The organism is Pseudoduganella sp. RAF19 (assembly GCF_052114165.1).
Lineage (GTDB): Bacteria > Pseudomonadota > Gammaproteobacteria > Burkholderiales > Burkholderiaceae_D > Rugamonas.
Genome location: NZ_JBFREF010000006.1, coordinates 451,204 through 474,184, shown reverse-complemented (window position 1 = coordinate 474,184; position 22,981 = coordinate 451,204). Strand labels below are relative to the sequence as shown.

The following is a 22,981-nucleotide window of genomic DNA, read 5'->3' as shown; positions in this document are numbered from 1 at the left end:
ACTCAGACGGAGCTGGGTCGACGCAGTTCGCCCTTCTGGCGCGGCTGGGGTGTGAGTGTGATGGCGGGGATGCGCTCGCCCTGCAGCTTGAGTTCGAAGGCCATCAACTCATCGCGGCGGAAAGCAAGCACCTGCACGGTTTCACCGACTTTGTAGCGCGACAGCAGTGCGTCGACATTCGAAGGATTGCCGGTCACGCGCAAGCCGTCGATGGCGATCAGGATATCGCCAGCCGACATGCCGGCACGCTGCGCTGCGCCACCCTCGTGCACCACAGAGAGCTTGGCGTCCGAGCCGTCGCGGCCAATATTGGCATCCAGGCTTGGCTTGGACGATTTGCGTTCATCCTTGTAGTCCACGCCGAACGATGGCAGCAGCTTATTCAGCGGCACATCTTCCGTGCCCTTGATGTACTTGTCGAAGAAGGACTTCAGCTTCATGCCGCTGATTTCATCGAACAGCGCTTCCACTTCCGCCGGCGTCACGCCGCGCGGCTTGCCGTTGTAGAAGTCGCGGCCATAGCGCTGCCACAGGGTACGCATGATGTCGTCCAGCGAGCGCTTGCCTTCGGTCCTGGTGCGGATGGTCAGATCGAGCGCGAGGCCGATCAGCGAGCCTTTGGCGTAATAGCTGACGATGGAGTTGGCCGCGTTCTCGTCCTGGCGGTAATACTTGCCCCAGGCGTCGAAGCTGGAATCGGCCACGCTTTGCTTGGTACGGCCCGCGCCGCGCAGCACGCCGCCGACGGCTTTGCCCAACAACTTGAAATAGTCTTTCTCGTCGATCATTCCGGCACGGACCAGGAACAGATCGTCGTAATAGCTGGTGAAGCCTTCGAAGAGCCACAGCAGCGGCGTGTAGTTCTCGACCTGCAGGTTATACGGCGCGAACACGGCAGGCTTGATGCGCTTCACGTTCCAGGTATGGAAGTATTCGTGGCTGCACAGGCCCAGGAATTTGACATAGCCTTCGCTGCGTTCCTTGTCTTTGGTCGAAGTCGATGGCAGATCAGCGCGCGAGCAGATCAGCGCAGTCGAAGCACGGTGTTCCAGGCCGCCGTAGCCGTCACCGACCGCCATGGTCATGAATACGTAGCGGTCCATCGGCGCTTTCTTGGTGCGCGGCTCGAAGAAGGCAATCTGCGCTTCGCAGATCTGTTTCAGGTCGCCGCACAGGCGCGGCATATCCAGGTTCGGCACGTGGCCCGTGATCACGATATCGTGCGATACGCCATGGGCTTTGAAGGTCGCCAGTGCAAAGTCGCCCATTTCGACCGGGCTGTCGATCAGCTCATCATAATCTTTGGCGACGTATGTGCCGAAGCCGTAGCGCCTGGCCTTCAGCTCCGGCAGCGCAGTCGCTACACGCCAGCCGCGCGCGGCTTCGTCGGCGGGACGCTGGATGTCGACCACATGCTGACCGTCCTCCTGGCCAAGCACGCGCAGGAACACGCTGGTGCCGTTGAAGAAACCATGGGTCTGATCGAGGTGGGCGGCGCGTACCGACAAGTCCCAGGCATAGATGTCATATTCGACAACCAGTTTGCCTTTGCCGGGCGCGGCCTGCCAGGAGTGCTTGTCGAGTTTCGTCAGCGGCACATTGGCGCTGATCTGAACGATATTGCGCGAAAATTCGCGGATCATGTAACTGCCTGGAATCCAGGCTGGCAGCGAGAGAATCTGGCCTTCCGGCGCTGGAGCATCCACGGTCAGGGTAACGTGGAACAGGTGGGCCGCCAGATCTTTGGCGGCAATGGTGTAGCTAATGCCTGGTTTGTTATTTTTCATTTTAGGTCGGACGGTATATCAATGTCCTGCAGGATGCCGGCATCGTCCACCGTCACTACATTGTTTGCATTATTCCGTACTATACCGCGTGCGCCCTGGTCGCCCTCCAGCGCCAGCAGCAGCGGCAAATGTTCCCGGCCGAATGCGACAGGGTTGCCGCGCCGCCCTTCGTACATGGGCACAGCAATGCCGGCTCCCTCCTCCACTTCGCGAGCCAGCGCGGATATTGTAGCGGGACGCACGTGGGGCATGTCGCCCAATGCGATCACCCAGCCCAGCGCTTCCTGAGCATGGTGGATGCCAGTGACCAGCGAGGCGGCCATGCCGTCCGCAGCGCGTTCGCTGACGACAATCTCGCAGCCAAGGCCGCGCAAGGCCGCCGCTGTTGCGTCATCACCGGGGCGCACCACGGCGACGACGCGCGGCAGCGCCGCCATCAGATTACGGGCGCTGATGGCGACAACCGTGCTATCGCCCAGCGGTTGCAGCAGCTTGTTGCGTGCGCCGCTGGGATCGAAGCGCGATCCCCGGCCGGCAGCCAGCAGAATGCCGGTGACGCCATGACGCGCTCCGTGGCCAGCCATGCGTCAGGCAGTGGCGCTGGCCAGGTCGAACGGCAGCTTGCGCAAGCGCTTGCCGGTCACCTTGAACACGGCGTTGGCGAAGGCCGGGGCCAGAGGCGGCAGACCCGGTTCACCCATGCCGGTTGGCGGTTCGGTCGAAGGCACGATGAAGACATCGACTTTCGGCATGTCCGGCATACGCGCCACGGTGTAATCGCTGAACTGGGTTTGCTCGACCACGCCATCCTTCAACGTGATCGCGGCGCCCGGCAGCGTGGTGCCGACTGCCATCAGAATGGCCCCCTGCACCTGGGCTTCGATGGTCATCGGATTCACCGGCTGATTGCAGTGGATGGCGGCAGTGACCGTATGCAGCTTGGGCACATTGTCCTTCACGGATGCTGAGACAATGTAAGCCGCCACCGTGTTGAAGGATTCGTGCACCGCCACACCCCAAGCCTGGCCTTTCGGCAGCTTCTTCTTGCCGTAGCCGGACTTGGCGACGGCCAGGTCCAGCGCAGCCAGATGGCGTGTGTGTTTCGGATCGATCAGCTTCTTGCGGTAGGCCACCGGGTCCATGCCCGCAACGTGGGCGGCTTCATCGATCAGGGTTTCCATCACGAAGGCCGTGTGGGTCGAGCCCACGGAACGCCACCACAGCACCGGCACGTTGGCCTTCACGCTATGCACGCTCAGATTCATCGGCACGGCATACGGTTCTCCCATGCCTTCAACCGTCGTGGCGTCAATGCCGTCTTTGACCATCATCGGCTCGAACGGCGTCCCGGCCAGGATGGACTGGCCGACGATCACGTGATCCCAGCCCACTACATTGCCCTTGGCATCCAGACCCAGCTTCGCGCTGTGCACATAGGCCGGGCGATAGTAACCACCTTTGATATCGTCTTCGCGGCTCCAGATCACTTTCACCGGGCCGGTCTTGCCGGTCGCGTGATAGGTCTTGGCTACATTGACCGCCTCCACCAGATAATCGGAAGTCGGCACGGCACGGCGGCCAAAACCGCCGCCGGCCATCATCGTGTTCAGCGTGACCTGCTCGGGCTTCAGACCGGCGGTGCGCGCAACAGCGACGGCATCGAGCGTCTGGAACTGGCTGCCCGCCCAAACGGTGCAAGCATCCTTCTTCAAATCGATCACGCAGTTCAACGGCTCCATCGGCGTGTGTGCCAGATAAGGGAACTCGTAGACGGCTTCGATCTTCTTGGCAGCGCCAGCCAGTGCGGATGTATCGGCTTTCTTCGCCGGCGTGCCCGGCTTGGCAGCCAGCGCTTTGTACTCGGCCAGCTGCTTGTCGCTGCTGACCTTCTCGACGGCGCTGGTGTCCCAATCGATCTGCAGCGCTTCGCGACCCTGCTTGGCCGGCCAGTAGCCGTTCGCGATCACCGCCACGCCGCTGCCGCCACGGTCAGTCGGCACCTCCAGCACATCCACCACGCCGGGTATGGCCTTGGCTTTGGCTGCATCGAACTTCGCAACCTTGGCGCCGAACACCGGCGGGTGCGCAATCACGGCAACCTTGGCGCCCTCCGGCTTGAAGTCCATCCCGAACTGCTGGCTGCCGTTCGACTTGGCCCGCGCGTCCAGGCGCGGCGTGCCTTTGCCGATAATCTTGAAGTCCTTGGCGTCCTTCAGCTTCACGGTGGCGGGCACCGGCTGCTTCATGGCCGCATCGGCCATCGAACCGTAAGTCGCTTTCTGGCCATTGGGGCCAATCAGCATGCCCTTCGAGGTCTTGATCTGCTCGGGTTTGACCTTCCACTGCTCGGCAGCGGCAGCGACCAGCATCAGTCGCGCTTTCGCGCCGACCTCACGGTATTGTTCCCAGGAGTGGGCCACGCTGCCGGAGCCGCCCGTCATCTGGATGCCGAACATCGGGTCCTTGTAGACATCGGCGGCAGGCGCCAACTGGCCGCGCATCTGCGACCAGTCCGCATCCAGATCTTCCGCGATCAGCATCGGCAGTGCGGTGTGCACGCCTTGCCCAAATTCCAGACGGTTCACCTGCACGGTCACCGTGTTATCCGGTGCGATGTGCAGGAAAGCGTTCGGCTGATAGACCGGCTTGGCCGGCGCTTCCGCCGCGCGGGCGAAGCGGTTGCCGCCAGTGACGATGAAGCCCAGCATCAGGCCACTGCCTGCAACGGCACTGGCCTTCAGGAAGCTGCGGCGCGACACGCCGTTCGCAGCCTGCGGTTGCATCCATTCCTTGTGCATGGCGATCTCCTTCAGGCGAGGGTCTTGGCCGCGTCCTTGATGGCGGCGCGAATACGTTGATAAGTGCCGCAGCGGCAGATGTTGCCGGACATGGCGTTATCGATGTCGGTGTCGCTTGGTGCCTTGTTGGTGCGCAGCAGGGCCGTGGCGCTCATCACCTGGCCGCTCTGGCAGTAGCCGCATTGCGGCACATCGTGTTTGACCCACGCATCCTGCACGGCCTTGCCGACCTTGTCGCCGGACATGGCTTCGATGGTGGTGATCTTCTGGCCGACGGCAGCCGAGATGGGGGTGATGCAGGAACGGATCGCCGCCCCTTCCAGGTGCACGGTGCAGGCGCCGCACAGGGCCGCGCCGCAGCCGAACTTTGTGCCCGTCATATTGAGGTTATCGCGCAGTGCCCACAGGATCGGGGTCGACGGATCTGCATCGACCTGGACATCACGACCGTTGATATTCAGAGTGACCATTGAATACTCCCTAGTTATGTGCGAAAACAGGCGGCACACATAGGCGCGCCGCCTTGCTGCGGATCGTGATGATGTCCGCTTGTTACTGCTTGATACTGGTCAGCTTTGCTTCCAGCGCGCGCGCGTCGATTGCGCCCGGCACGCGGCTGCCGTCGGCGAAGAAGATCGACGGCGTGCCATTGATATTCAGCTTGTGGCCCAGGGCCAGCACCTTGTCGCTTGGGGTGGAGCAATTGGCAGGAGCCGCCGGCGCCATTTTGCCATTGACCATCCAGTCATCCCAGGCCTTGCTGCGGTCAGCGGAGCACCAGATGTTGGCCGACTTGGTGATGGAGTCCGGCGACAGGATGTTGTACATAAAGGTGTACACGGTGACGTTATCCACCTGCTTCAGCGCCTGCTGGCGGAAGCGTTTGCAGTAGCCGCAGTTCGGATCTTCGAACACCGCGATCACGCGCTTGCCATTGCCTTTGACGGTTTTCACCGCCAGTTCCAGCGGCAGGTCATCGAACTTGATCTTGCTGAGATCATCGATGCGCACCTGGGTCAGATCTTCGGAGGACTTCAGATCAAACACGTGGCCCACGATCAGATAGCTGCCCGTTTCGTCGGTGTAGCGCACCTCGTTGCCAACGCGGATTTCATACAATCCCGCATACGGGGTCTTACGCACCGAGTCGATCTTCACGGACTCGCCCAGCTTGGGCTCGACCGCTTTACGGATCTTCGCTTCGATTGTGTTTTCCGCGCCTGCGCAGGACATCAGCATGACTGACGCCGCGATGAGGGCGAGCTTGATCTTTTTCATAAATTCTCCGCTACTGCTTATTTACTGCTTACCAAGGGCATGTGTGATCAGCCGGCGCTTTACGCCCGGCAATTTGTCCAGCAAGTTTAGCCCGAAATTGCGAACTGCGCGCACAGGTTCAAGATTTGCGCCAAAGAGACGTTCCAGGCCATCTGTTGCCACTTGCATAAGCAGCACTTCTTCCTTACGGGCGCGGGCATAGCGCGCCAGCACGCGCTCATCGCCGATGGAGCGGTGCTCCTCGCGGGCGGCGACGGCTTGCACCAGCTCCTCCACATCGCCAAAACCCAGGTTCATGCCGTGGCCAGCCAAAGGATGGACCACGTGGGCGGCGTCGCCGATCAGGGCTACGCGCGGGGCGATCATGGAATGGGGGCGCATCAGCTTGAGTGGGTAAGCGCGCACTACCTCCGGCTGCAGCGGCGTCAGGGCGCCCAGCTTTTCGGCGGCATAGGGCGCCAGGCGCTCGGCAATGCGGCTTGCGCCTTCGCTGCACAAGGTGTCGGACAGCGATTCCGGCGCCGACCACACCAGGGAAACCTGATTTCCCGGCAGCGGCAGCAGGGCAATGATGCCTTCATCGCAAGTGAACCACTGGTGGGCCACGCCGTGATGCGGCTTTTCACAGGCGAAGTTGCTGACCACGCCGCACTGATTATAAGGACGATAATCCAGGCCGATATCGCACTGGCCGCGTACCCAGGAGTTGGCGCCGTCGGCGCCGACCACCAGCGAGGAGCGCAGCGCGCTGCCGTCATCAAGGGTGATGGTGGCGCCGTCATCGTCGGCCTTCAGCGCGGTGGCACGGCCGTGGACGATGTGGACGTTCTGGGCGAAGCGCAGGGCGGCATCCAGCGCCTGGTTCAGGTTACGGTCTTCCACGATCCAGGCCAGCGTACCCGTATGGGCGCCGTAGGCATCGAAATTCAGCGCCCCGGCGTGGTTGCCATCGCCGTTGACGGCCATGGCGTCGACTGGAGCGATGCGGGACTGGTCCATTGCGCCCCAGACTTTCAGACGGTCGAGCAGTTTGTAGGCAGTGTGGTTCAACGCGAACACACGTACATCCCAGCTGGCCGGATCTGCCCGCTCTGGCGCGGCGGGCGGTCCCAGCAAAGTCACGCTTTGACCAGACTGAGCAAAGGCCAGCGCTGCCGTTTTGGCAATGGCCCCATTGCCGACGATGCAGACAGCCGTCTGCACGTGGTGCCGCCCGGAATGCGCGGCCGAATGCGAGGGATTGTTCATCCGGCCATTATAACTTTCCTACACCCTGGGGGCAGATCCCATGGTTTAGTCCCAGGCTGGGGCGATGCCGGCGGGATTGGCAATGCGGTCGTTGCGATCCAGGGTGGCGATGGCGGCCATGTCTTCGCCGCTCAGTTTGATGCGCTGGGCGGCCAGGTTGGCTTCGAGATTGGCGCGCTTGGTCGAGGACGGAATTACGGCATAGCCCAGCTGCAGCGACCAGGCCAGCGCAATCTGGGCCGGCGTGGCGCCGTGGCGCTCTGCAATGCGCACGATTACCGGGTCCTGCATCACCTTGCCGTAAGCCAGCGGCATGTAGGCAGTCAGATGAATGCCTTGCTTGCGCGCGAAGTCGACGACCTTGCGGTTTTGCAGGAAGGGATGAATTTCGACCTGGTTGGTCGCAATCTGCGCCGCACCGACCGCGGTAATGGCCTCTTCCATATGGCGTACCGTGAAATTGGAAACGCCGATCAGTTTGGTCAGTCCCTGCTCGCGCGCCAGCGCCAGCTCGCCCATGTATTCGGCAACCGGCACGGCATCGCCAGGCGATGGCCAGTGGATCAGCGCCAGGTCCAGCTGCTCCAGACGCAGCTTGCGCAGGCTTTCTTTCAGGCTGGGGATCAGCTTGCCCGCCGCCAGGTGCTCGGTCCAGACCTTGGTCGTCACGAACAGCTCGTCACGCGCGACACCGCTGTCGGCCAGCGCTTGCCCGACTTCGGCTTCATTGCCGTAAATTTGTGCAGTATCGATATGGCGATAGCCGGCATCCAGCCCATTACGGACGGAATCGATCACCACCTGCCCTTGCAGGCGGAAAGTACCCAGGCCAAAAGATGGAATGTTCATTGTGTTCTCCTTGAAAGCCAACACTATGCACCGGCGCTTTGTTGAGAAAAACCGCCCAAACCACAAAAGATATCTGCGGAGCAGTCAATAATCCTGAAATTAGCTCAGCAAAAGGCTATTGCAAACGGCTATCGGCCTGCTATAATGCTGCCTCTTGGCCTGGTAGCTCAGTTGGTAGAGCAGAGGATTGAAAATCCTTGTGTCGGTGGTTCGATTCCGCCCCGGGCCACCAAGAATAAAAAGAAAAAACGCCACCTTCGGGTGGCGTTTTTGTTTTCAGCACGCCTAATCTGTAGCGCGGCGCGCGGTTTGGCACCAATTTGCGCGCGGTTTGGCACGTGAGTCAGGCTCCGCTAACCAATCAAACTGGTCACCCCAGCCCCCACCACAGCGGTCACTAGTGGGTGAGCAAGAAACTTGGCCAATAGACCTTTAGCTTCGGCCTTCTGTTCAGTCGAAGCCTTTGCGTTCTCAATGCGCTGCAGTAAATTCTCAATGGCGATCTCGATGGATTGAGTGTTGTTGTCCCCGACCTGAATGCCATTTGATTGGTGAATGTTTACTGTCGTGTTTTTGGTCAGAGGCTGATCCCGAATCGCAGTTGTTTTACTCAGCTTCAGTTGCCAGTTAGGCGGGATTGCAGAGAGACCCTGGCTGAAATAAGCAGTCGTTATCAAATAACGCTCTTCACGCTGAGGCAGTACGCGGATAAGTATCTGCCCTTCTTGCACGTCTATATGCTCCTCAAAGAGGGTTGCTTGGGTAGGGCTAACCGATGCCCTAAAAGGTCCTATTCTGGACTGATCTTGTTGCTCGATGAATACCTCGTCCCTGGCCAGGCTTTGCAACATATGTCCCCCTATGTCAAAAATTTAACGGTGGTTCATATTGCCCTGAAGGTTTTCAAAACACAACAACTCAGCCTTCCCACTTTGTAACGTCGCTCGCTGTCTAGGCTCAAAATCCTTGGGGTTGTCCAGATAAATGATCTGCAAATTGCCAGGTGCCGCTAGACAGACTCCACTCTCCACATCTGGCGGAATTCAACGATCCTGCCATCCACAGTGTCTATTTCCCATCCAGACAGCACAATACCGCGTTCGTCCCAGCGTCGAATAACTGGTTGAAATAGAGGCTTGTGCAGGCTTGTGGGTATGCTGGAATTCCCCCCAAGTAGCTCTACGTGGTCCGGCCGCCAGTACGTTCCACCATCTGCCCTTCGGAACCATATACGCCCCTGCAGAGATGGAGCTAAGGCGCTTTCGTCCAGCCGCAGGCCGTTTTGACGCAAGAGCGTCACGCGCACCAACGCTCCCTCAATACTAGGGCGACTGGCCTCGGCAATAGCTACTGGTGGTTTGATACTGTACATGCATACAGTATATCAGCAACACCCCGCAATCCCGTTAAAAGATGCTGCGACTCATCCATTTCCTGTTAAATTGGCATCATTTACCATGAAAGGAAATAATGGATTCCGCAACGAAACAGGCCATCACTGATATTCTTGTCTGGCTCGGCTGGGCGCTAGGTTTCGCCAGTTCTGTGATCGCAATTTACCAGTGGGGGCAGCTAAATGAGCGCAAGCGCTCTTTGAGGAACTATCAATACCTGTTGGCTGCTATGAATGGCTCGGCCATTATGAAACAAATGCGGTGGGCGAATAACCGGTTGCTTCTTGTACAAGGAACTGACCCTGAAGTGCTCCGTGTTTATGAGACGGCCATATCAGATATGGCTGATTTAGCGCAGCAAGCGTACGCGCTCGAAAGGTCTATCGACTCAAATTCGTCCGCAATCAGGGACATGCAGCAGGAGGCAGTAGAGCAAATGGCCAGAACTAATGAGATGGCCGCAGCAAACCGACCGACTGCTGCTAATACAGCACAATAGCGGGAATGTGGGGCCAAGCCGAGTTACAGCGTTTGGCCCGCACACCCGTAGATTCGTTGCCATCGCAACATCCGCACTACGCGCGGAAGGTGTCGGCTAATTGCTGTCGCCGTATGAAAGCGGATTAAAGCAAGGGCCACCCAGATCTGTTATTCACCGCTAACAGCAGCCGCTTCCAATCGTTCCCAGTTCCCTATAACCGTAAACGGCAGCTCTGCCTCATCAACGCGCAGGCGGTCGTCCAACACTTCAACCGTGGCGTATGGGCCGAAGGTGCCCACATCGGTGTCTACAAAGATCATCACGCAACCTTCACTTTCTGGAGATATACAGCAGTTTCAGGTGCCTGGCTAAAGGCCACCCAGGCTTCGGAATCATCGGCGCCCTTGGCGCAGTAGGACATATTGTTTACGGCCTGGAATGGACGGTCCATGACGGTCAGGTAGGAGCCTGGTTGAATGCGCAGACTCTCTTTGCTGCCGTCGCCAAGGCCGATATAGCTGGAGCCAGCCAGCGCGTTGCGCGCCAGGTTGACCTTCGGATATAGCGGGTCTGCCGAGGGCATCGCCTGGGCGTTCGCCGCGATGGCACCGATGCGGTATTCAGAGTTCAGAATGAACGAGACAACGGAGCTAAACCGAAGTACCAGCGCTTCCTTGGCCGACGTGACCAGCCAGTAGGATAGTGTCGAAACGTCGCTCAAAGCCACGACAGTTTGAGCAGCTGCGAATGCGCGCAGGATGAACGAACCAGCAGATGTTGGTGTGCCAGCGTTGTCGTAGATGTGCGCAAACTCGGTGACAAACCGGCCGCTGCCGTCCAGTCCCGACGTGGCCACGGTAATAGCAGGCGTCCCTGGTCCCGAGTTGGTGACCATGCCGCCAACGTTAATGTTGGTGATGGTGGACATAGCGACCTGCGCAGTCCATGCGGCCACTGTGCCGGACACGGACACGATTGCCGCCTTGGCCGTGCCGTTGATAACTGCAGCCATCCAACGGCCCGTGCTGACCAGCCGCACCGCAAACGAGTCCAGCGTGGTGCAGGCGAGAGATGCTGTGGTGCCGAGCGACTGGGTAGTGCCCGATATCGTCACTGGGCGCGCAACGATGGCAGTTGTGCCTGAAGAAATCAGGGCAATGAATAGTGTCGCCGTCATCGGCAAAATGGCCATGACGCCAGTAGTAGTCGCGGCTATCTCGGCCCCTACCGTTGGAGTCGTTCCCGAAACCGTAATAACCAAAGTGCGTAAGGCCGTCGTGGATACTGCATAGGCGAGGACATAGGTACTGCCCACAGTCACAAAATCCACGATGCGAGTAAGCGTCGCGGCAAGAGTAGTGCTAACGACAGTGCCAGGCGTGATCGCGCTGCCGCTGATAGACAGGACCACCGTTTGCAGTGCGGTGGTTCCGTCCTGGGCCGACGTGACCAGCACTTGGTTTGTGCCAATCAGAAGACCCGCCACGGTGGCATCCACGCCGGTCGTAGAAAGTGTTGCGCGCAGCAGAACCGGCGTGCCAAACGTGCCAGTGGAAGCATCGAAGATAACGGCATGCAGCGAGACACCATAGATCAACAACAAAGCGCGCGTAACGTCCAATTGAACTACTTTGGTCCAAGTGCCCCCGGAGCCGTTCACCACTGAAGCCAGGCTCACCTTGCCGAGCGCTGGCGAGCCAATCGGCAGAAGCCCTGGAATGTGCCAAATTCCCGAAGCGCTGGTGTTATCAATCAACCCTAAGGTTACGCTGGCCGACGGGGATAGGAAGCCCAGGAGATTACCTGCCTTGTCTTTAATGGCTATATCGAATTCGTAATCTGATGCGTAGCCAGCCATGCTGCGCAGCTCAAACTGACCAGGACCAGGCGGCAGCGTCGTCGCATCCGGCAAAATGACGGAAACACCTGGACGAATAGCCGCAAGAGCTTGCAACCGAGGGCTGTTCGCAGCGAGGACAATATCTGCTGTAATCGAGTTGTTGTAGTACGCTCCGCCAACCGCGCCATTCTGATAGCTTGGCGAAGACAAGCTGACAGTCCACGCGGACGAATTGGCAACAGGGTTGACCGGGTCAGTTTGCGTGCGTGTAACGTTAATCGTCAATGCACCCGTTGCCGAGTTATAGGCCTGGACGTCACCGTGATTCCAGTTCGATGCCGCAGCGGTCACAGCCATTTTAACGCTCATGCCAGGCACAATCGCCTTGTTTGCCTGGATGACGATATTCACCACGCCAGTACCAATCGACGCAGCGGAAGCGCTGGTTGCAGACGTCCCTGGCGCGGACGCAGCAGTCGCTGCCGAACCAGCGGCAGCTGCTGCGCTGGCGGCGGCTGCCGTTACCGATGCAGCGGCAGCATCCTTCTTGCCGCCCACGTCGGTCATGGTGTCACTCAGCATCGGCAGCAGGCGGTCGCGATAACCGCCGCGCCCCATGCCAGTCAGCGGGTCATCGTCGTCCGTGTACGTGTTTCCATTCACCAGTAGGGTGGTCATAGCAGCTCCTTGATTTCGTAGGCTTTACGGTAGTTGTTAAAGTAAGGGTGGTCCAATGCACTCAACTGGCGGAATCGGCCGAGATACTGCCGACGAATCGAGTGGATCGTGTCCTCTGGGTCTTGAATCCAGAAGACCTCTCCGCTGATGCCTGCCAGGCGGTCCAGCTCAAAGGCATGAAACATGGCCTGATCTTCCGTCAGGTGCTCCAGGGAGAACTTCGTCACGCGATAAGGCTTACGCTCCTGGAAGTATTCGGCGCCGCCCAGCGCCTCCTGCACATCGGTTTTGGTCTCGAAAGTCAGAGAACTGCCCCGCGCGTAGTTGTAGGTTGGCTGCCAAACCGGGCCGATGAAGACACGGCCAAGCTGCACATATCCGTCTGTATTTGTGGGATCGCTCATCGTGATCCGCCAATAGCGGGCCAGACGCGACGAGGGCAAGATGTGGCGTGCAGCAGCGACATACCCCTTAATCTCAGCAAGCGTGTATTTCCGCGACCACCAGCGGTCGTCTTCCCACTCAAGGCTGCCGTATGGGTACATATCCGGCCAGGCATCAGTCCAACCACTGTCGTACAAGGTGGACGAGAACGATGCGTCATTGCTTCCCTCAATCCTCACCTTTGCGTAGATGCTCAGGTTGTGATTAATCAAAGCGACCAGCCGGACATCCTGAGCCGAGCCGAGATCGACAATGAAGCGGGTCGCATCGGTAGACAGGCCAACGCTTCGCGCCACGCGGCCAAGTGTGCGACCTAAGATGTTCGCTAAAGGCAGCGAGTTGATCCAGGAACCCGAGTTGACCGTGGCGCTCGTAAGCAGGTTTGGAAAACCGATCATGCAATTAGCCATCCTTACCCCCACACCGTTAAATAAATCGTCTTCTTGGATAGCTCCAGGCGCTTTCCGATGATTCGAAACAACTGGCCGGCCTGCAGGCCGAATCGACCAAGGAGCAGCATGACGGGGTCCATAAACTTGGGTTGGGCGGCGCTGACCAGTTCGACAGGCACAGGAACCTCAAAGACCGTGCGCTGCACCTTCTGCAGCTGCAGCTGGCGGGATGCTTCTGCCGCTGCTGGGGCGGCGCTGGTGAACAGACTCGATATCGCTATGTCGCTCGCCAGCAGGTATCGCTTCTGGACATTGCTATCAGAGGCCGATTCGGCACGAGTCTGCTGCGTCAGATAGTTGACCTGGTCTTGCGTAGCTGATCCGACGATGTCTTGTGGCTGCATGACGTTCCACAAGCGCGTATGCTGCACCGTCACGCGCCAGACCGGCACTGCGTTGTCGCGCGGCGGCCGGCGTTCGATGTTTTCGCCAGTATCGAAGTCTTGCAGCGTCATCACGGGCGTGCCGGCCGGCGCGCTCAGCACGCCCATGCGCAACGTGTCGTCGGTATCGAAGACGTACCAGGCGCCAATGGTTGCCGCCACCTGGTCCATTGCCTCGCGCACTGTCGTGCCCTCATCATCGATCCAGATTCCCACAGGCGATGCGTTAAATGCATCCAATGCAGCCACGTCGGCCGCTGCGACCGATGACGAAGCCAGGCCCGATGCAACAGCGATGGCCTTCAGCACCTGGCCAACAGTTCGCTCGCTTGCTGCGCCCTGGACCACATCCGCCGTAATGATCCCCGAAGGGGTTGCACCAAGCATGAATAGGCCTTCAGCCAGGCATGTGAAAACATTGCCCGCACCAGGAGTCGAAGCTGCCAGGCTCGCGCGATCTGGCAGGTTGGCGCCAATCGTCAAGGCGCCGCCTCGGTCGTAGACGGCCACGATGGACGAAACGGCGCCATCGTTAATCTGGTAGATCAACTTAGAGCTGTTGACCTGGACTGCAGGCACCTGGAACACCGTCCCAAATACGCGCGGCTTAACCTTGCCCTTGATGTCGTTGGCGGTGCCCTCAAAGCCATTAGGCGGCAGGTTATTGCCGGCGTAGCGCGTCTTGAGCAGTGGCACATCGAAAATGGCCTGCTTGTCGCGCAGCCGAATGGTCATCGTGTTCCAGCTGGCTTCTACCGTTTCCATTGTTCCGCGAAAGATGACCGGATACGCTGCTGGATAGCTTCCGCCAGTTCCGTAGCGAATGACTATCGGGCGACCGTCAAAGCCATAGTTAATCCAGCTATCGAATTGGCCATCAGCGTTCGCGATGACGATTTCGCCTGTCTCCAGGGATGCCGAGCCACCGCTCGTCTTATCGTCCGAATAGGCATGTACGCCAATCGAACCAGGATCAAGCAAGGCGGCAGCAAAGGCCGTGTGCGCAGGCGTATCGGTCGCGGAAGTGATGAAGGTGTCTTCGCTCAGATAGAACGTCTGCAGAGTGCCATCCGCATCGATAGCGGCCGTAACTTCAATCAGGATCATTTATGCCTTTCGTGCAATTTGTCGCTTGGTCGCCTGCAGGCCGTCGGCTACCTGGTCAAGTTTGTCCAGGGTTGCGCGGGCCACTTCCGCACGTTGCGGCTTATCGGCGCGGGCTTCTTCTAGCAGGCTGTTAAGCAGCCGGACGATCTGTGCTGACGCAGCGCGTTCGTTCGCTACCTGGGCGGCGGTCTGGACGCGCTCGCCCTGGTGCAGCTCGGCACGGTAGCCATCAAACGGGACATAATCCAGACCGTTCGCGTGCGAGCCGTGAAGGAATTTGTACTCATCGGAATTCTCAAAGCCGGCAATCAGGTCGTCATAGGACAGACCATGCGAAATCTTGTCCTTCCACCAGGCGAAGCCATCAGCGTCCGGGTCGCGTCCCAGCAAGTCCTGGTAGGTCTGCGTCAGAACTTTGTCGATGGCGCTGTTGCCTTGCGCGACGTCCGCTGGTTTGCTGCTCTTTAACAGCGCCTGGCCCAGCTCCAGGATGGCTTCGCGCACGCCCTTGGTGTTGTCCTCAATCTTGATGAGGTTGCCTACCTGGTCCTTCAGTTGGTCCAGCTGCTGCTGCGCGATGTTCGCCGCAGACTGAGCGGCATTGGCGGACTTCGCAAGCGAGGACTGCACCATCGCATAGTCCTTGGCGTAGTTGCTGGTGCTGCCGTAGTAGCTGCGCGATGCCTCCAGGAACGCCTGGGCCGCTGCAGCCTGGTCTTCCGGTTTAGCGTTTTCAAACTGGCGTTTGGCTTCCTGGTACTTCTGCTCCGGCGTCAGCGTGGACAGGTCGCCCAACTTGAGCGAATCGATCTGTTTTTGGATCGCAGCGGCCTCGTCCTGGCGCAGCTTAATCAGGTTGGCCAGGCGGTTCGATTCCTGGTCGTAGGCGCCGGCCAGCGCACTTTGCGCATCAGAGATGCTTTTCGATGCAGCCTCTTCTGCGTCCTTGGCAGCCTGAGTCGCTTTATCAATGGCTGCGGCCGTCGCATCAGCGGCGGTCAGGAACGCTGGCGCCAGGTCCATGAGCTGTGCATATTCCTTGGCGCCGGCTTCCGTAGTGAGGTCTAAGCCCTTCACCAGGTCTTTGAATTGGTCCTTGGTCGTGACGCTTTCCAGGCCCAGCGCGGACATCTGCTCTTTAACGCTCTTGATGAGTGGCGCATTCTTCTCATCGTCCGTCAGGAAGTTCTCCGCGAAGTACGCGGCGCCCTGGCTCAAATGATCCAAACCGCCTGCAGCAGAAATCAGCTGTTGGCGAGCCTTCTCAGATTCCAGGCCGATGGTGCCCCACACGTCCTGGACGGTCTTGCCCATGGACAGCGCAACCTGGTTGGTCGCGCTGAACTCATTGGCCACGCGTGTCAGGGCTACCGACGTGGCCTCGGTCGGCAGGCGCAGCGCCGCGATCTGCTCTAGGGAGACCTTGGCGCCGAATAGCGCCTCGCCCTGGTCGGTCAATGCCTGGCGATACTTCAGGATGGCGGCAGCTTCGGTGGCCAGCTCCTGGGTCGTCCCGCTAAATCCTTGGATGAGGCCAGATAGACCTGGCTGGATGCCCTCAAAGATATTATTGAGGCGTTCCTTAAACACGTCGTCCAGCTGGCCCTTGGAGTTCGGGTTGTCGCCTTCCGCTCCGGTGTGCGCGGTGTAGTCCTTGCCCGTGAGGTAGGATTTAACGGATGCCTGCTCTGTGCTGCTCAAAAAGCCGGCCAGCACATCATCCGTCTTGGATACGGTCTGGATGAACTGCTGCACAGCCGGCTGGGCACTGCTCATCCAGAAGCTGGACGCAACACCAAAGGTGCCGAAAGACGAGGTGCCGAAGTCGTCAATGTAGGATTGGTTTGTCTTACCCTCATTGCCGCGCTCGTTGATGCTGATATTGCCGGCCGTGTTGTTGCTGGCGAACTTCAGGTGAGTGTCATCCTCCTTGCCGTGACCGAAAATGCCGCTCATACCAATCAGCGCTGCGGCGCCCATTGCGGCCCAGCCCCAACCTGGGATTGCGGCAATGGCGGTAGAGATAGCGGAGCCTGCGCTCATGGCGCTGCCAACGCTAGTCAGGCCAGCTGCGTTATAGGCCGCGATGGCTTCGGTTGCACCACCGCCCAGCTGCAGGCCGCTGCCAAAGGCCGCAATAGTCGATGAGCCGGCGAAGTTGCCGGCCGCGAGGATCGCGCTGCCGGCATTGCCGGCCATGTTCACGAAGGAATTTCCGGTTTGCAGAGCATTGCCCACGGTGGAAACTGCGCCCTGCGCCTGTGGTGCCGTAGGGTTCAGGAACGAAGCGGCGCCGCTCGACACCATGTTGATGGGAACATTTAACACCTGGCTGACAATCGAGGCCTTCAGCTTCTTCCAGGCATTGCCGCCACCATTGGCGATAGCATCGGCCAAGGTGGTCGAAACAGTCTTGGCCGTGTCGTTCCAGTCCGTCGCTGCGCGCTTGGCAGCAGTTGCATTCGCTTCCAGGATGGCGCCAGAAGCCATGACGCCGGCCAGTTCTTTGCGCTTGGCGATTTCCTGTTCCAGGAACTGCAGGCGCATTTCGTACGCGGTGCGAGCTTCAGTGTTGAACTGCTCTTTAGCCAACGCATTGCGGATGAATTCCGCGTCACTTTCCAACTGCGCGGTCTGCAGATCGACCACAGCCTTGCGGGCCAGCTCGATCTGTTCCTTGGTCTTGCCAATCTCCGCGTTGTGTTCCTTCTGCTTGGCTATTGCGCCATCGAGCTGTTTGACCTCTTCGACGCCGTTCGCCTGGATCGCCTTGATGGTGTCGTCGTAGCGCTTTTTCGCATCGGCCGCCTCATTAACGGCGTCCTCGGTGCTCTGCGCCTTCATCTTGTCCAGGAACTGCAGATGCTGGCGCAGCAGTGCGTCGTATTTCTCTTTGTTGGCCGCGATTTCAGCCGGCGTGCTGGCCTTGGTGCCTGCGCTCTTGATTAAGTCCGCCTCGCGAGCGAAGGCGGCAGCCTCGGCTGCAATGTATTCATCGCGGGCCGACTTGCGGCCAGCGTAAAACTCCGCGTCCGAAGTGCCGAACTTCGTGTGATACAACGTGAGCATCTTGTCGCGGTCGTCATAGATGCTCTTCTCGCGGTCCAGTGCCGTCTGCTCTTGCAAGAGTGCGTCCTGCAGCAATTTGGCGCGGTCGTTGTTCCCCTTTTGGGATTCGGCATGAGCCTTCTTGATCGCGGCAATATGCGCCGCGACAGCGTCATCCGTGACCAACGAGCTGTTAGGATTGGCRGCACGAACCTTGGCCACGTCGTCCGCGTATTCGCGCAACGCAACCTCCAGCTCGCCCAGGCCTTTCTTCTGCAGGCGGGTGTCATCGTAGGTGATGCGAGATGCAGCATGCGCCCCCTCAGCCTGGATGGCTGCCTGGCGGCCCTGTTCGGCCGCCGTCTGGTTCACCTTGTTCAGGTCGTCTTGGGCCTTGGCCAGCGCCTTGACGTTGGATGCGCGAATTGCCGTCAACGTGGCCTGGTCGTATGCGTCACGGCTGCCGCCATGGGTGGCGGAATAGGTGCCGTTGTCAATCTGCGCGATTTCCTTCTGCAGGCGCGCTACTTCCATTGCCGGCGTGACCTTCTTGCCCCAGTCGCCCATGGCGTCAATGGCCAGACCAATGGCCTCTTTAACGCCATGCCAGCCCTTCGCGATGTAGCCCGTATTGCTGATAATCTGGTCGGCCCGGTCCTTGGTCACCTTGGCCAGCGTTTCCGTGGCCAGCGCGGACGCGCCTTTCGCATCGCCTTCCTTCTCCAAGGCGCGAATCTGCTCATAGACGGCCTCGGTCAGGAAGTGATACTGGTCATTGAGTTTGAGTGCTGCCTTGGAGATTGCCTCCGTCGAACGGGCGGAATTGCCGGACGATTCGACGGCCAGGGACTCAAACTGCTTGATGGTCTTCTGGATGGACTGGCCGGTTGCCAGTTCCATGGCCACGGCCGCCTGGCCGATCTGGCCGATTTGCTCACTGGTGAATTTGCCCGTACCGGCCAGCTCGATGACCGCCTTCTTTGCCTCGCCAATGCTGCCGCCCGTTTCCACGGCCTGGTGCGCCAGGTCGTTTAACGAATCGCTGGTGAGGCCCGCATAGTTGCCGCTCAAGATGAGCGCATTCTGCATTTCCTTTTGGTCGGATGCGCCCTTGACCATGGCGTAACCCACCACGCCAACGGCTGCCGCCAGGCCGAGCGCAGTCAGGCCCGCTGCGCTGAACAGCAAGCCGGCGGCGCCAGTTTGCTCACCCAGGACCATCATGGAACCGCCGAAGCGCTGGAACTGCCCCTGGCTCAGCTCGTGGGCGAGCACCAGAAGTTCTTTGCGTGCGCCGGCTGTTTTAAAGCTCAGACCTTCGGCGTGCGCGCCGGCAGCGTTGGCGCTGGCGCCGGCTTCGTTAAGACGGGAAATTAACGGTGCTGCGGCATCCGCGACACCCAACTGCGCGGCGCGGTGGGCGAGCAGCTGCGTACGGCTCATGCCCAGCGTATCGACTTGCTCTTTCAGCTTGGCGATAAAGGCGTCTGCGGCCTGGCTGCTCTTCTGCTCTGCGGCGATCTGCTCGCGCAGTGCCTGGGCATTGTCCACGGCCGCATAAGCCTGTGCCTGCAACGCGGCACTGCCGCCGCGTAGCTTGGTTTCCAGTTTGGCCTGCTCCGCAGCATTCAGGCCAACCATATCCGCCTGGCGGCGAAGTGCTGCCACATACTTCTCGGACTCTTCCGAGGATTGGGCCTGCACAGGAGGCAAGGCGGTGCTGCGGGCCATCTGCGCAGTCTGGCGAGCCAGAGTCGCGGCCAGGTCAGTATTTTCCGTATTGACACGACGGGTAGCCGTGGCGGCGTTGTCAGCTGCGGCAGCCGATTCGGCAAGGGCCGTAGTCTGCGCCACCGAAGCGGCCACCATGTTGCGGATGCGCTCGGTGGTCTGCGCCTCGGTCTCGCCGAAAGCATTAACGCTTTGCGCACTGGCGGCCACTGCGCCAGGCACAGCGGCCAGGCCGCTTGCCATGGCTTGGCCAGCCTGTGCAATGCGATTGGAGGTGTTCGTGACATCGTCGCCCAATCCCTCCAGTTCCGCTCTTGCCTGGCGACGGTCCACGTCGATGCGGATACCGAATTGAATTGGCTGGGTCACATTCACTCCTTTTTATTAAGTACAGTCTTGGCCGCACGCTCCATCACGCGCAGGCCATCGAACACTTGCGGCCACTCGTTCGCCGGCACAGCCATCAATTCCATGGTGGACTTGGCGTTTGTGTAGTCGATGCCCTGGTAATAGAGGCCGGCGAATCCCACTACCATGCGCCACTGCGTTTCCAGGGCGACGAAGACCCGGTAACAGGTCACATGCTCTGGCCACAACTCCACTACTGGGGCAGGCCTTCTGGCGTATTCCTCGGCCTCGGCGTACAGGCCGAAGAACTCCATGTCTTCGGCCAGTTCGTCCTGGCCTGGCATGGTGCTGCCACCCGCCCAGGCGATGGCAGCCTCGGTTAGTTTTTTGCGGCGGCGCCCTGGATCGATTCAAAGAACGAGCGCACGATGGCCGCGCGGGCACCGTGTTCGTTCAGAAGCAGGCCGAGATTGGTTGCATTGAACTCCAGCGATTCGCCGTCCTGGTTACCGACACCGTCCCAGCCGCACATCACTTCGTGCACCAGCTGAGCGTCAGCGGCGGTCGTGCGGACCACGTTCTTCTCGCCACCTGTAAAGCGGTTGTAGATTTCTTCCACCTGGTCCTGCGTCTGGCGGCGGAACTTGGCCATGAAGGTGATGGTTTCAACTTGGCCACCATCAATCGGGCGGGTAAAGGTGCAAGGGGCGGTATAGGATGGGTTCGATGCAATCTTAATCATTTGGATTCTCTATGCGTTAAAAGATGGGGTTTGAAAGCGCGGCCCGAAGGCCGCACGGGGTTACAGCAGGGTCAGTGCAATTTCGTCGTTGCCCAGGACTGGTGGACCTTCGAGGGTCAGCTTATAGGCCAGCATTCCCTCGACCTGGTCATAGTCGGCGCCAGTGATGCGTACCAGCAGGTCCATCTGCAGTTTCTTGCCGGCCGCGCTGCCGTGAGTTGTGGTCACCGGTACGGTTGCTCCCGAACGCGCCAGGGCGAACGGGTCGAAATCGGCCAGCGGTGGTGCCAGGACCGTAATGGAACCGGTCAGGCTGCGGTCGGTAATCTGCACCTCGACCTGCGGGCCTGGCAGGTCAACGCGGCCAATCTTGTTGCCCAGTGCCCATTCCAGGTTGGAGAACGCCAGGTCCACGCCGTTGATGGTCGCGGGGCCGGTGTTGGCGCTGTTGACACCTTCCTCGATGGTCCAGCCAGTACGGCTGATTACAGGCGGCAAGCCGGAAACAGGCTGCACATAGACGGAATCGAAGGAGAAGCTGAACATGGGCAGCCCTTTGGCTGGCATCTTCGCTTTCACCTCGCCGCGCATACCTGGCATCTTGTGCAGCGTGCCGTCCATGTTGATATAGCTGGTCAGACTGTCGAAATCGGCGCTGACCAGGTTGTAGGTCACCGACGTGGTCGGCGTGACCGTTTCAGCGAAGCCGCAGGCCTGCAGCAGCGGCGCCCATTTTGGCGCTACGCCTGCACTACCAGACGGCGCCATCGCGACGTCATAGGCCAGTTTGGCCCAGGCAGCCACGATGATGCTGCCGGAACTGCCCAGGGATGGGATGTCGATATTGCGATCTGCCTTTTCTACATCCATCGGTGTCAGGCTGACGTTACGTGCCTCGATCCAGTTAGCGGCGCCACTCGGGGTTACGTCGGTGCCGTAAGCGGTCTCCAGCTTGGCCAAGACCACTTTCTTTTTGAAGAGGCGCGGCGAAGATACGATGTTTGGCATGCTTATTTTTCCTTCGTTTTGATGGCAGCCTTCTCCGGCACGCCTTCTGCGCCAGGTTCGTTGCCGGTCGTCTTGGTACGCTGCCCACTGACCGGGTCAAAGGTGTAGCTGCCACCTTTGCCCCAGTGAGGGCAGTCCTTGAAGAACGGGCCAGCGCCCGCATCCTTGGTCACTTCTTTGCTCACTGCTTGCTCCTTTCGTAGTAGGAGGTTGAATAAATGTCTTGCCACCACACGCAGCCGTGCTGGAACGTCAGGAGGTTGCTATTGCCCCGCTCCAGCGGGTCTGCGCCTTCTTGCGGCACCCAGCCATAGATTTGGTCTGTGACCAGGTCGCGCAGCGCCTGCAGGTCTTGGGAGGCTGCGGCGCCCATCGGGTCGGCAGCGTTACGCACTGCGAAGATGACTCCCACACTAGCCTGCGTACGCTGCATGAGGATGTTTGCCTCCGCCACTGGACCGCGCCGCTCGCCCAGGTTCAGCACGAAACAGGCCGGTGTGGCTTTCGGCGCTGACTGCACTGCCAGCTGGAACTCCGCTACGCTGCCAACCAGCTTCAGGTCCGGCACATGCTCGGTGATGCGTTTAACGATCGCGTCAATCATGGGCGGGCATTGCGTCCGAACACAGATGGCGACGACGTGGCCATGACGACAGTGGCCGGCTCGTTGCCTGGGATAGGCACCACGTCCTGCAGCTTGACCTTCCCGGCCGACACGTCGCGCAGCCAGGCCATCGCATCGCGAAAGTCGTTGACGGCACGGTCAGTGGCCGAGTCGCCCAGGATCGAATACCGCGCCAGAGCGCTGGCCACCTGGACGAGATTGGCCGGCACGGTCACCAGCGGCAGGCTGTAGCGATTGCCCAGGTAGCCGTTAATAGTGGCGTCAGCGTCCTGCAGGGCGAGATCGACGGCGCCGGCCGGCAGCATTAGTTCACGTTGCGCCACCTCGTCGGCGCCGTAACGCTGCTCCAGGTCGCTGCGGACGGCGTAAGTCATACGTGGTGCTCGACCTTGTCAGCGGGCACTTGGCCAGCGCTGACGATCAGGTGCGGGTCGTTGCACAGCGCGGCCAGTTCTTCGTCCGTGAAATGCACCTGGGGGATAGCGCGTGGCTTGGTGCTCCAGGCGCGGCCGGCACGACGGAAACCGTCGGTCTTGGCAGCTACGATCACGCAGGCAACGGTGCCATCGTCTCGCGAGGCCACGGCAGTTTCAGCCTGGCCGGCCAAGTTCAACGCTTCTGGCTTTTCGGCGTCAGCATAATTGCCGGTGTTTTCTTCCAACTGGCCGGCGCCGTCATTGTTGCCGGAGCCCTGGCCCAGCTCGTCAACGCCAGAACCAGCATTCATCGAATCGCCCGGA

At 59.9% G+C, this 22,981-nt stretch carries 21 protein-coding genes and 1 tRNA gene; 2 read left to right on the top strand and 20 right to left on the bottom strand.

Features of this window, described 5'->3' with window-relative positions; translation table 11 throughout:
* Window positions 1–2 precede the first annotated feature (2 nt).
* The 7 genes from AB4Z19_RS19095 to dkgB form a co-directional block, all read right to left on the bottom strand.
* A complete protein-coding gene (locus AB4Z19_RS19095; RefSeq protein ID WP_442025448.1) occupies window positions 3–1,787 on the bottom strand; it encodes a M61 family metallopeptidase in 1,785 nt (594 codons plus the stop codon).
* Entirely contained in the window at window positions 1,784–2,371 is a 588-nt protein-coding gene (locus AB4Z19_RS19090) for a nucleotidyltransferase family protein (RefSeq protein ID WP_442025449.1), read from the bottom strand. Before AB4Z19_RS19090 ends, AB4Z19_RS19095 begins: the two co-directional genes overlap by 4 nt.
* 3 nt (window positions 2,372–2,374) lie before the next feature.
* Window positions 2,375–4,585 carry a molybdopterin cofactor-binding domain-containing protein gene (locus AB4Z19_RS19085; protein WP_442025450.1) on the bottom strand — a complete coding sequence of 737 codons (2,211 nt, stop codon included), beginning with the start codon at window positions 4,583–4,585 and terminating at the stop codon, window positions 2,375–2,377.
* Window positions 4,586–4,596: 11 nt separating this feature from the next.
* The gene (locus AB4Z19_RS19080; RefSeq protein ID WP_442025451.1) at window positions 4,597–5,055 is read right to left on the bottom strand and encodes a (2Fe-2S)-binding protein; all 459 of its coding nucleotides are present in this window, start codon (window positions 5,053–5,055) and stop codon (window positions 4,597–4,599) included.
* An 82-nt stretch (window positions 5,056–5,137) separates the two neighbouring features.
* The gene (locus tag AB4Z19_RS19075) at window positions 5,138–5,863 is read right to left on the bottom strand and encodes a DsbC family protein (RefSeq protein ID WP_442025452.1); all 726 of its coding nucleotides are present in this window, start codon (window positions 5,861–5,863) and stop codon (window positions 5,138–5,140) included.
* A gap of 21 nt (window positions 5,864–5,884) precedes the next feature.
* On the bottom strand, window positions 5,885–7,111 hold the full coding sequence (locus tag AB4Z19_RS19070) for a UbiH/UbiF family hydroxylase (RefSeq protein ID WP_442025453.1): 1,227 nt from the start codon (window positions 7,109–7,111) through the stop codon (window positions 5,885–5,887).
* A 45-nt stretch (window positions 7,112–7,156) separates the two neighbouring features.
* Window positions 7,157–7,960 (bottom strand): 2,5-didehydrogluconate reductase DkgB, encoded by an 804-nt coding sequence (dkgB, locus tag AB4Z19_RS19065; RefSeq protein ID WP_442025454.1) that lies wholly within the window; start codon window positions 7,958–7,960, stop codon window positions 7,157–7,159.
* Between the two features lie 156 nt (window positions 7,961–8,116).
* Between dkgB and AB4Z19_RS19060 the strand changes: the two genes are divergently transcribed.
* Window positions 8,117–8,192, top strand: a tRNA-Phe gene (locus tag AB4Z19_RS19060).
* A 121-nt stretch (window positions 8,193–8,313) separates the two neighbouring features.
* Here AB4Z19_RS19060 and AB4Z19_RS19055 read toward each other — a convergent pair.
* Window positions 8,314–8,811 carry a hypothetical protein gene (locus AB4Z19_RS19055; protein ID WP_442025455.1) on the bottom strand — a complete coding sequence of 166 codons (498 nt, stop codon included), beginning with the start codon at window positions 8,809–8,811 and terminating at the stop codon, window positions 8,314–8,316.
* Window positions 8,812–9,430: 619 nt separating this feature from the next.
* On the opposite strand from AB4Z19_RS19055, the gene AB4Z19_RS19050 reads away from it, so the two are divergent.
* Complete coding sequence (locus AB4Z19_RS19050) at window positions 9,431–9,853, top strand: hypothetical protein (RefSeq protein ID WP_442035786.1); 423 nt, start codon at window positions 9,431–9,433, stop codon at window positions 9,851–9,853.
* Between the two features lie 149 nt (window positions 9,854–10,002).
* On the opposite strand, the gene AB4Z19_RS19045 is transcribed toward AB4Z19_RS19050, so the two are convergent.
* The 12 genes from AB4Z19_RS19045 to AB4Z19_RS18990 are packed head-to-tail and all read right to left on the bottom strand — an operon-like array spanning window position 10,003 to window position 22,968.
* Window positions 10,003–10,155 (bottom strand): hypothetical protein, encoded by a 153-nt coding sequence (locus AB4Z19_RS19045; protein WP_442023097.1) that lies wholly within the window; start codon window positions 10,153–10,155, stop codon window positions 10,003–10,005.
* Entirely contained in the window at window positions 10,155–12,353 is a 2,199-nt protein-coding gene (locus AB4Z19_RS19040; RefSeq protein ID WP_442035785.1) for a hypothetical protein, read from the bottom strand. The genes AB4Z19_RS19045 and AB4Z19_RS19040 overlap by 1 nt, the downstream gene beginning before the upstream one ends.
* On the bottom strand, window positions 12,350–13,195 hold the full coding sequence (locus AB4Z19_RS19035) for a hypothetical protein (RefSeq protein WP_442023095.1): 846 nt from the start codon (window positions 13,193–13,195) through the stop codon (window positions 12,350–12,352). Before AB4Z19_RS19035 ends, AB4Z19_RS19040 begins: the two co-directional genes overlap by 4 nt.
* A 14-nt stretch (window positions 13,196–13,209) precedes the next feature.
* On the bottom strand, window positions 13,210–14,739 hold the full coding sequence (locus AB4Z19_RS19030) for a hypothetical protein (RefSeq protein ID WP_442023094.1): 1,530 nt from the start codon (window positions 14,737–14,739) through the stop codon (window positions 13,210–13,212).
* Window positions 14,740–19,887 (bottom strand): phage tail length tape measure family protein, encoded by a 5,148-nt coding sequence (locus AB4Z19_RS19025; RefSeq protein WP_442023093.1) that lies wholly within the window; start codon window positions 19,885–19,887, stop codon window positions 14,740–14,742.
* Between the two features lie 2 nt (window positions 19,888–19,889).
* Complete coding sequence (locus AB4Z19_RS19020; RefSeq protein WP_442023092.1) at window positions 19,890–20,210, bottom strand: DUF1799 domain-containing protein; 321 nt, start codon at window positions 20,208–20,210, stop codon at window positions 19,890–19,892.
* Between the two features lie 35 nt (window positions 20,211–20,245).
* Complete coding sequence (locus AB4Z19_RS19015; RefSeq protein WP_442023091.1) at window positions 20,246–20,608, bottom strand: phage tail assembly chaperone; 363 nt, start codon at window positions 20,606–20,608, stop codon at window positions 20,246–20,248.
* Window positions 20,609–20,668: 60 nt separating this feature from the next.
* On the bottom strand, window positions 20,669–21,616 hold the full coding sequence (locus tag AB4Z19_RS19010; protein ID WP_442023090.1) for a phage tail tube protein: 948 nt from the start codon (window positions 21,614–21,616) through the stop codon (window positions 20,669–20,671).
* Window positions 21,617–21,618: 2 nt separating this feature from the next.
* The gene (locus tag AB4Z19_RS19005; RefSeq protein WP_442035784.1) at window positions 21,619–21,801 is read right to left on the bottom strand and encodes a hypothetical protein; all 183 of its coding nucleotides are present in this window, start codon (window positions 21,799–21,801) and stop codon (window positions 21,619–21,621) included.
* Window positions 21,798–22,220, bottom strand: coding sequence for a phage tail terminator protein (locus AB4Z19_RS19000; protein WP_442023088.1), 423 nt, complete (start codon window positions 22,218–22,220; stop codon window positions 21,798–21,800). Before AB4Z19_RS19000 ends, AB4Z19_RS19005 begins: the two co-directional genes overlap by 4 nt.
* On the bottom strand, window positions 22,217–22,615 hold the full coding sequence (locus AB4Z19_RS18995) for a gp436 family protein (protein ID WP_442023087.1): 399 nt from the start codon (window positions 22,613–22,615) through the stop codon (window positions 22,217–22,219). The genes AB4Z19_RS19000 and AB4Z19_RS18995 overlap by 4 nt, the downstream gene beginning before the upstream one ends.
* A complete protein-coding gene (locus AB4Z19_RS18990) occupies window positions 22,612–22,968 on the bottom strand; it encodes an HI1506-related protein (protein ID WP_442023086.1) in 357 nt (118 codons plus the stop codon). The genes AB4Z19_RS18995 and AB4Z19_RS18990 overlap by 4 nt, the downstream gene beginning before the upstream one ends.
* Between the last annotated feature and the right edge of the window lie 13 nt (window positions 22,969–22,981).

Coding starts and splice junctions, on each gene's coding strand:
- AB4Z19_RS19095 (WP_442025448.1), bottom strand. CDS start 1,787: ATGAAAAATAACAAACCAGGCATTAGCTACACCATTGCCGCCAAAGAT.
- AB4Z19_RS19090 (WP_442025449.1), bottom strand. CDS start 2,371: ATGGCTGGCCACGGAGCGCGTCATGGCGTCACCGGCATTCTGCTGGCT.
- AB4Z19_RS19085 (WP_442025450.1), bottom strand. CDS start 4,585: ATGCACAAGGAATGGATGCAACCGCAGGCTGCGAACGGCGTGTCGCGC.
- AB4Z19_RS19080 (WP_442025451.1), bottom strand. CDS start 5,055: ATGGTCACTCTGAATATCAACGGTCGTGATGTCCAGGTCGATGCAGAT.
- AB4Z19_RS19075 (WP_442025452.1), bottom strand. CDS start 5,863: ATGAAAAAGATCAAGCTCGCCCTCATCGCGGCGTCAGTCATGCTGATG.
- AB4Z19_RS19070 (WP_442025453.1), bottom strand. CDS start 7,111: ATGAACAATCCCTCGCATTCGGCCGCGCATTCCGGGCGGCACCACGTG.
- dkgB (WP_442025454.1), bottom strand. CDS start 7,960: ATGAACATTCCATCTTTTGGCCTGGGTACTTTCCGCCTGCAAGGGCAG.
- AB4Z19_RS19055 (WP_442025455.1), bottom strand. CDS start 8,811: ATGTTGCAAAGCCTGGCCAGGGACGAGGTATTCATCGAGCAACAAGAT.
- AB4Z19_RS19050 (WP_442035786.1), top strand. CDS start 9,431: ATGGATTCCGCAACGAAACAGGCCATCACTGATATTCTTGTCTGGCTC.
- AB4Z19_RS19045 (WP_442023097.1), bottom strand. CDS start 10,155: ATGATCTTTGTAGACACCGATGTGGGCACCTTCGGCCCATACGCCACG.
- AB4Z19_RS19040 (WP_442035785.1), bottom strand. CDS start 12,353: ATGACCACCCTACTGGTGAATGGAAACACGTACACGGACGACGATGAC.
- AB4Z19_RS19035 (WP_442023095.1), bottom strand. CDS start 13,195: ATGATCGGTTTTCCAAACCTGCTTACGAGCGCCACGGTCAACTCGGGT.
- AB4Z19_RS19030 (WP_442023094.1), bottom strand. CDS start 14,739: ATGATCCTGATTGAAGTTACGGCCGCTATCGATGCGGATGGCACTCTG.
- AB4Z19_RS19020 (WP_442023092.1), bottom strand. CDS start 20,210: ATGCCAGGCCAGGACGAACTGGCCGAAGACATGGAGTTCTTCGGCCTG.
- AB4Z19_RS19015 (WP_442023091.1), bottom strand. CDS start 20,608: ATGATTAAGATTGCATCGAACCCATCCTATACCGCCCCTTGCACCTTT.
- AB4Z19_RS19010 (WP_442023090.1), bottom strand. CDS start 21,616: ATGCCAAACATCGTATCTTCGCCGCGCCTCTTCAAAAAGAAAGTGGTC.
- AB4Z19_RS19000 (WP_442023088.1), bottom strand. CDS start 22,220: ATGATTGACGCGATCGTTAAACGCATCACCGAGCATGTGCCGGACCTG.
- AB4Z19_RS18995 (WP_442023087.1), bottom strand. CDS start 22,615: ATGACTTACGCCGTCCGCAGCGACCTGGAGCAGCGTTACGGCGCCGAC.
- AB4Z19_RS18990 (WP_442023086.1), bottom strand. CDS start 22,968: ATGAATGCTGGTTCTGGCGTTGACGAGCTGGGCCAGGGCTCCGGCAAC.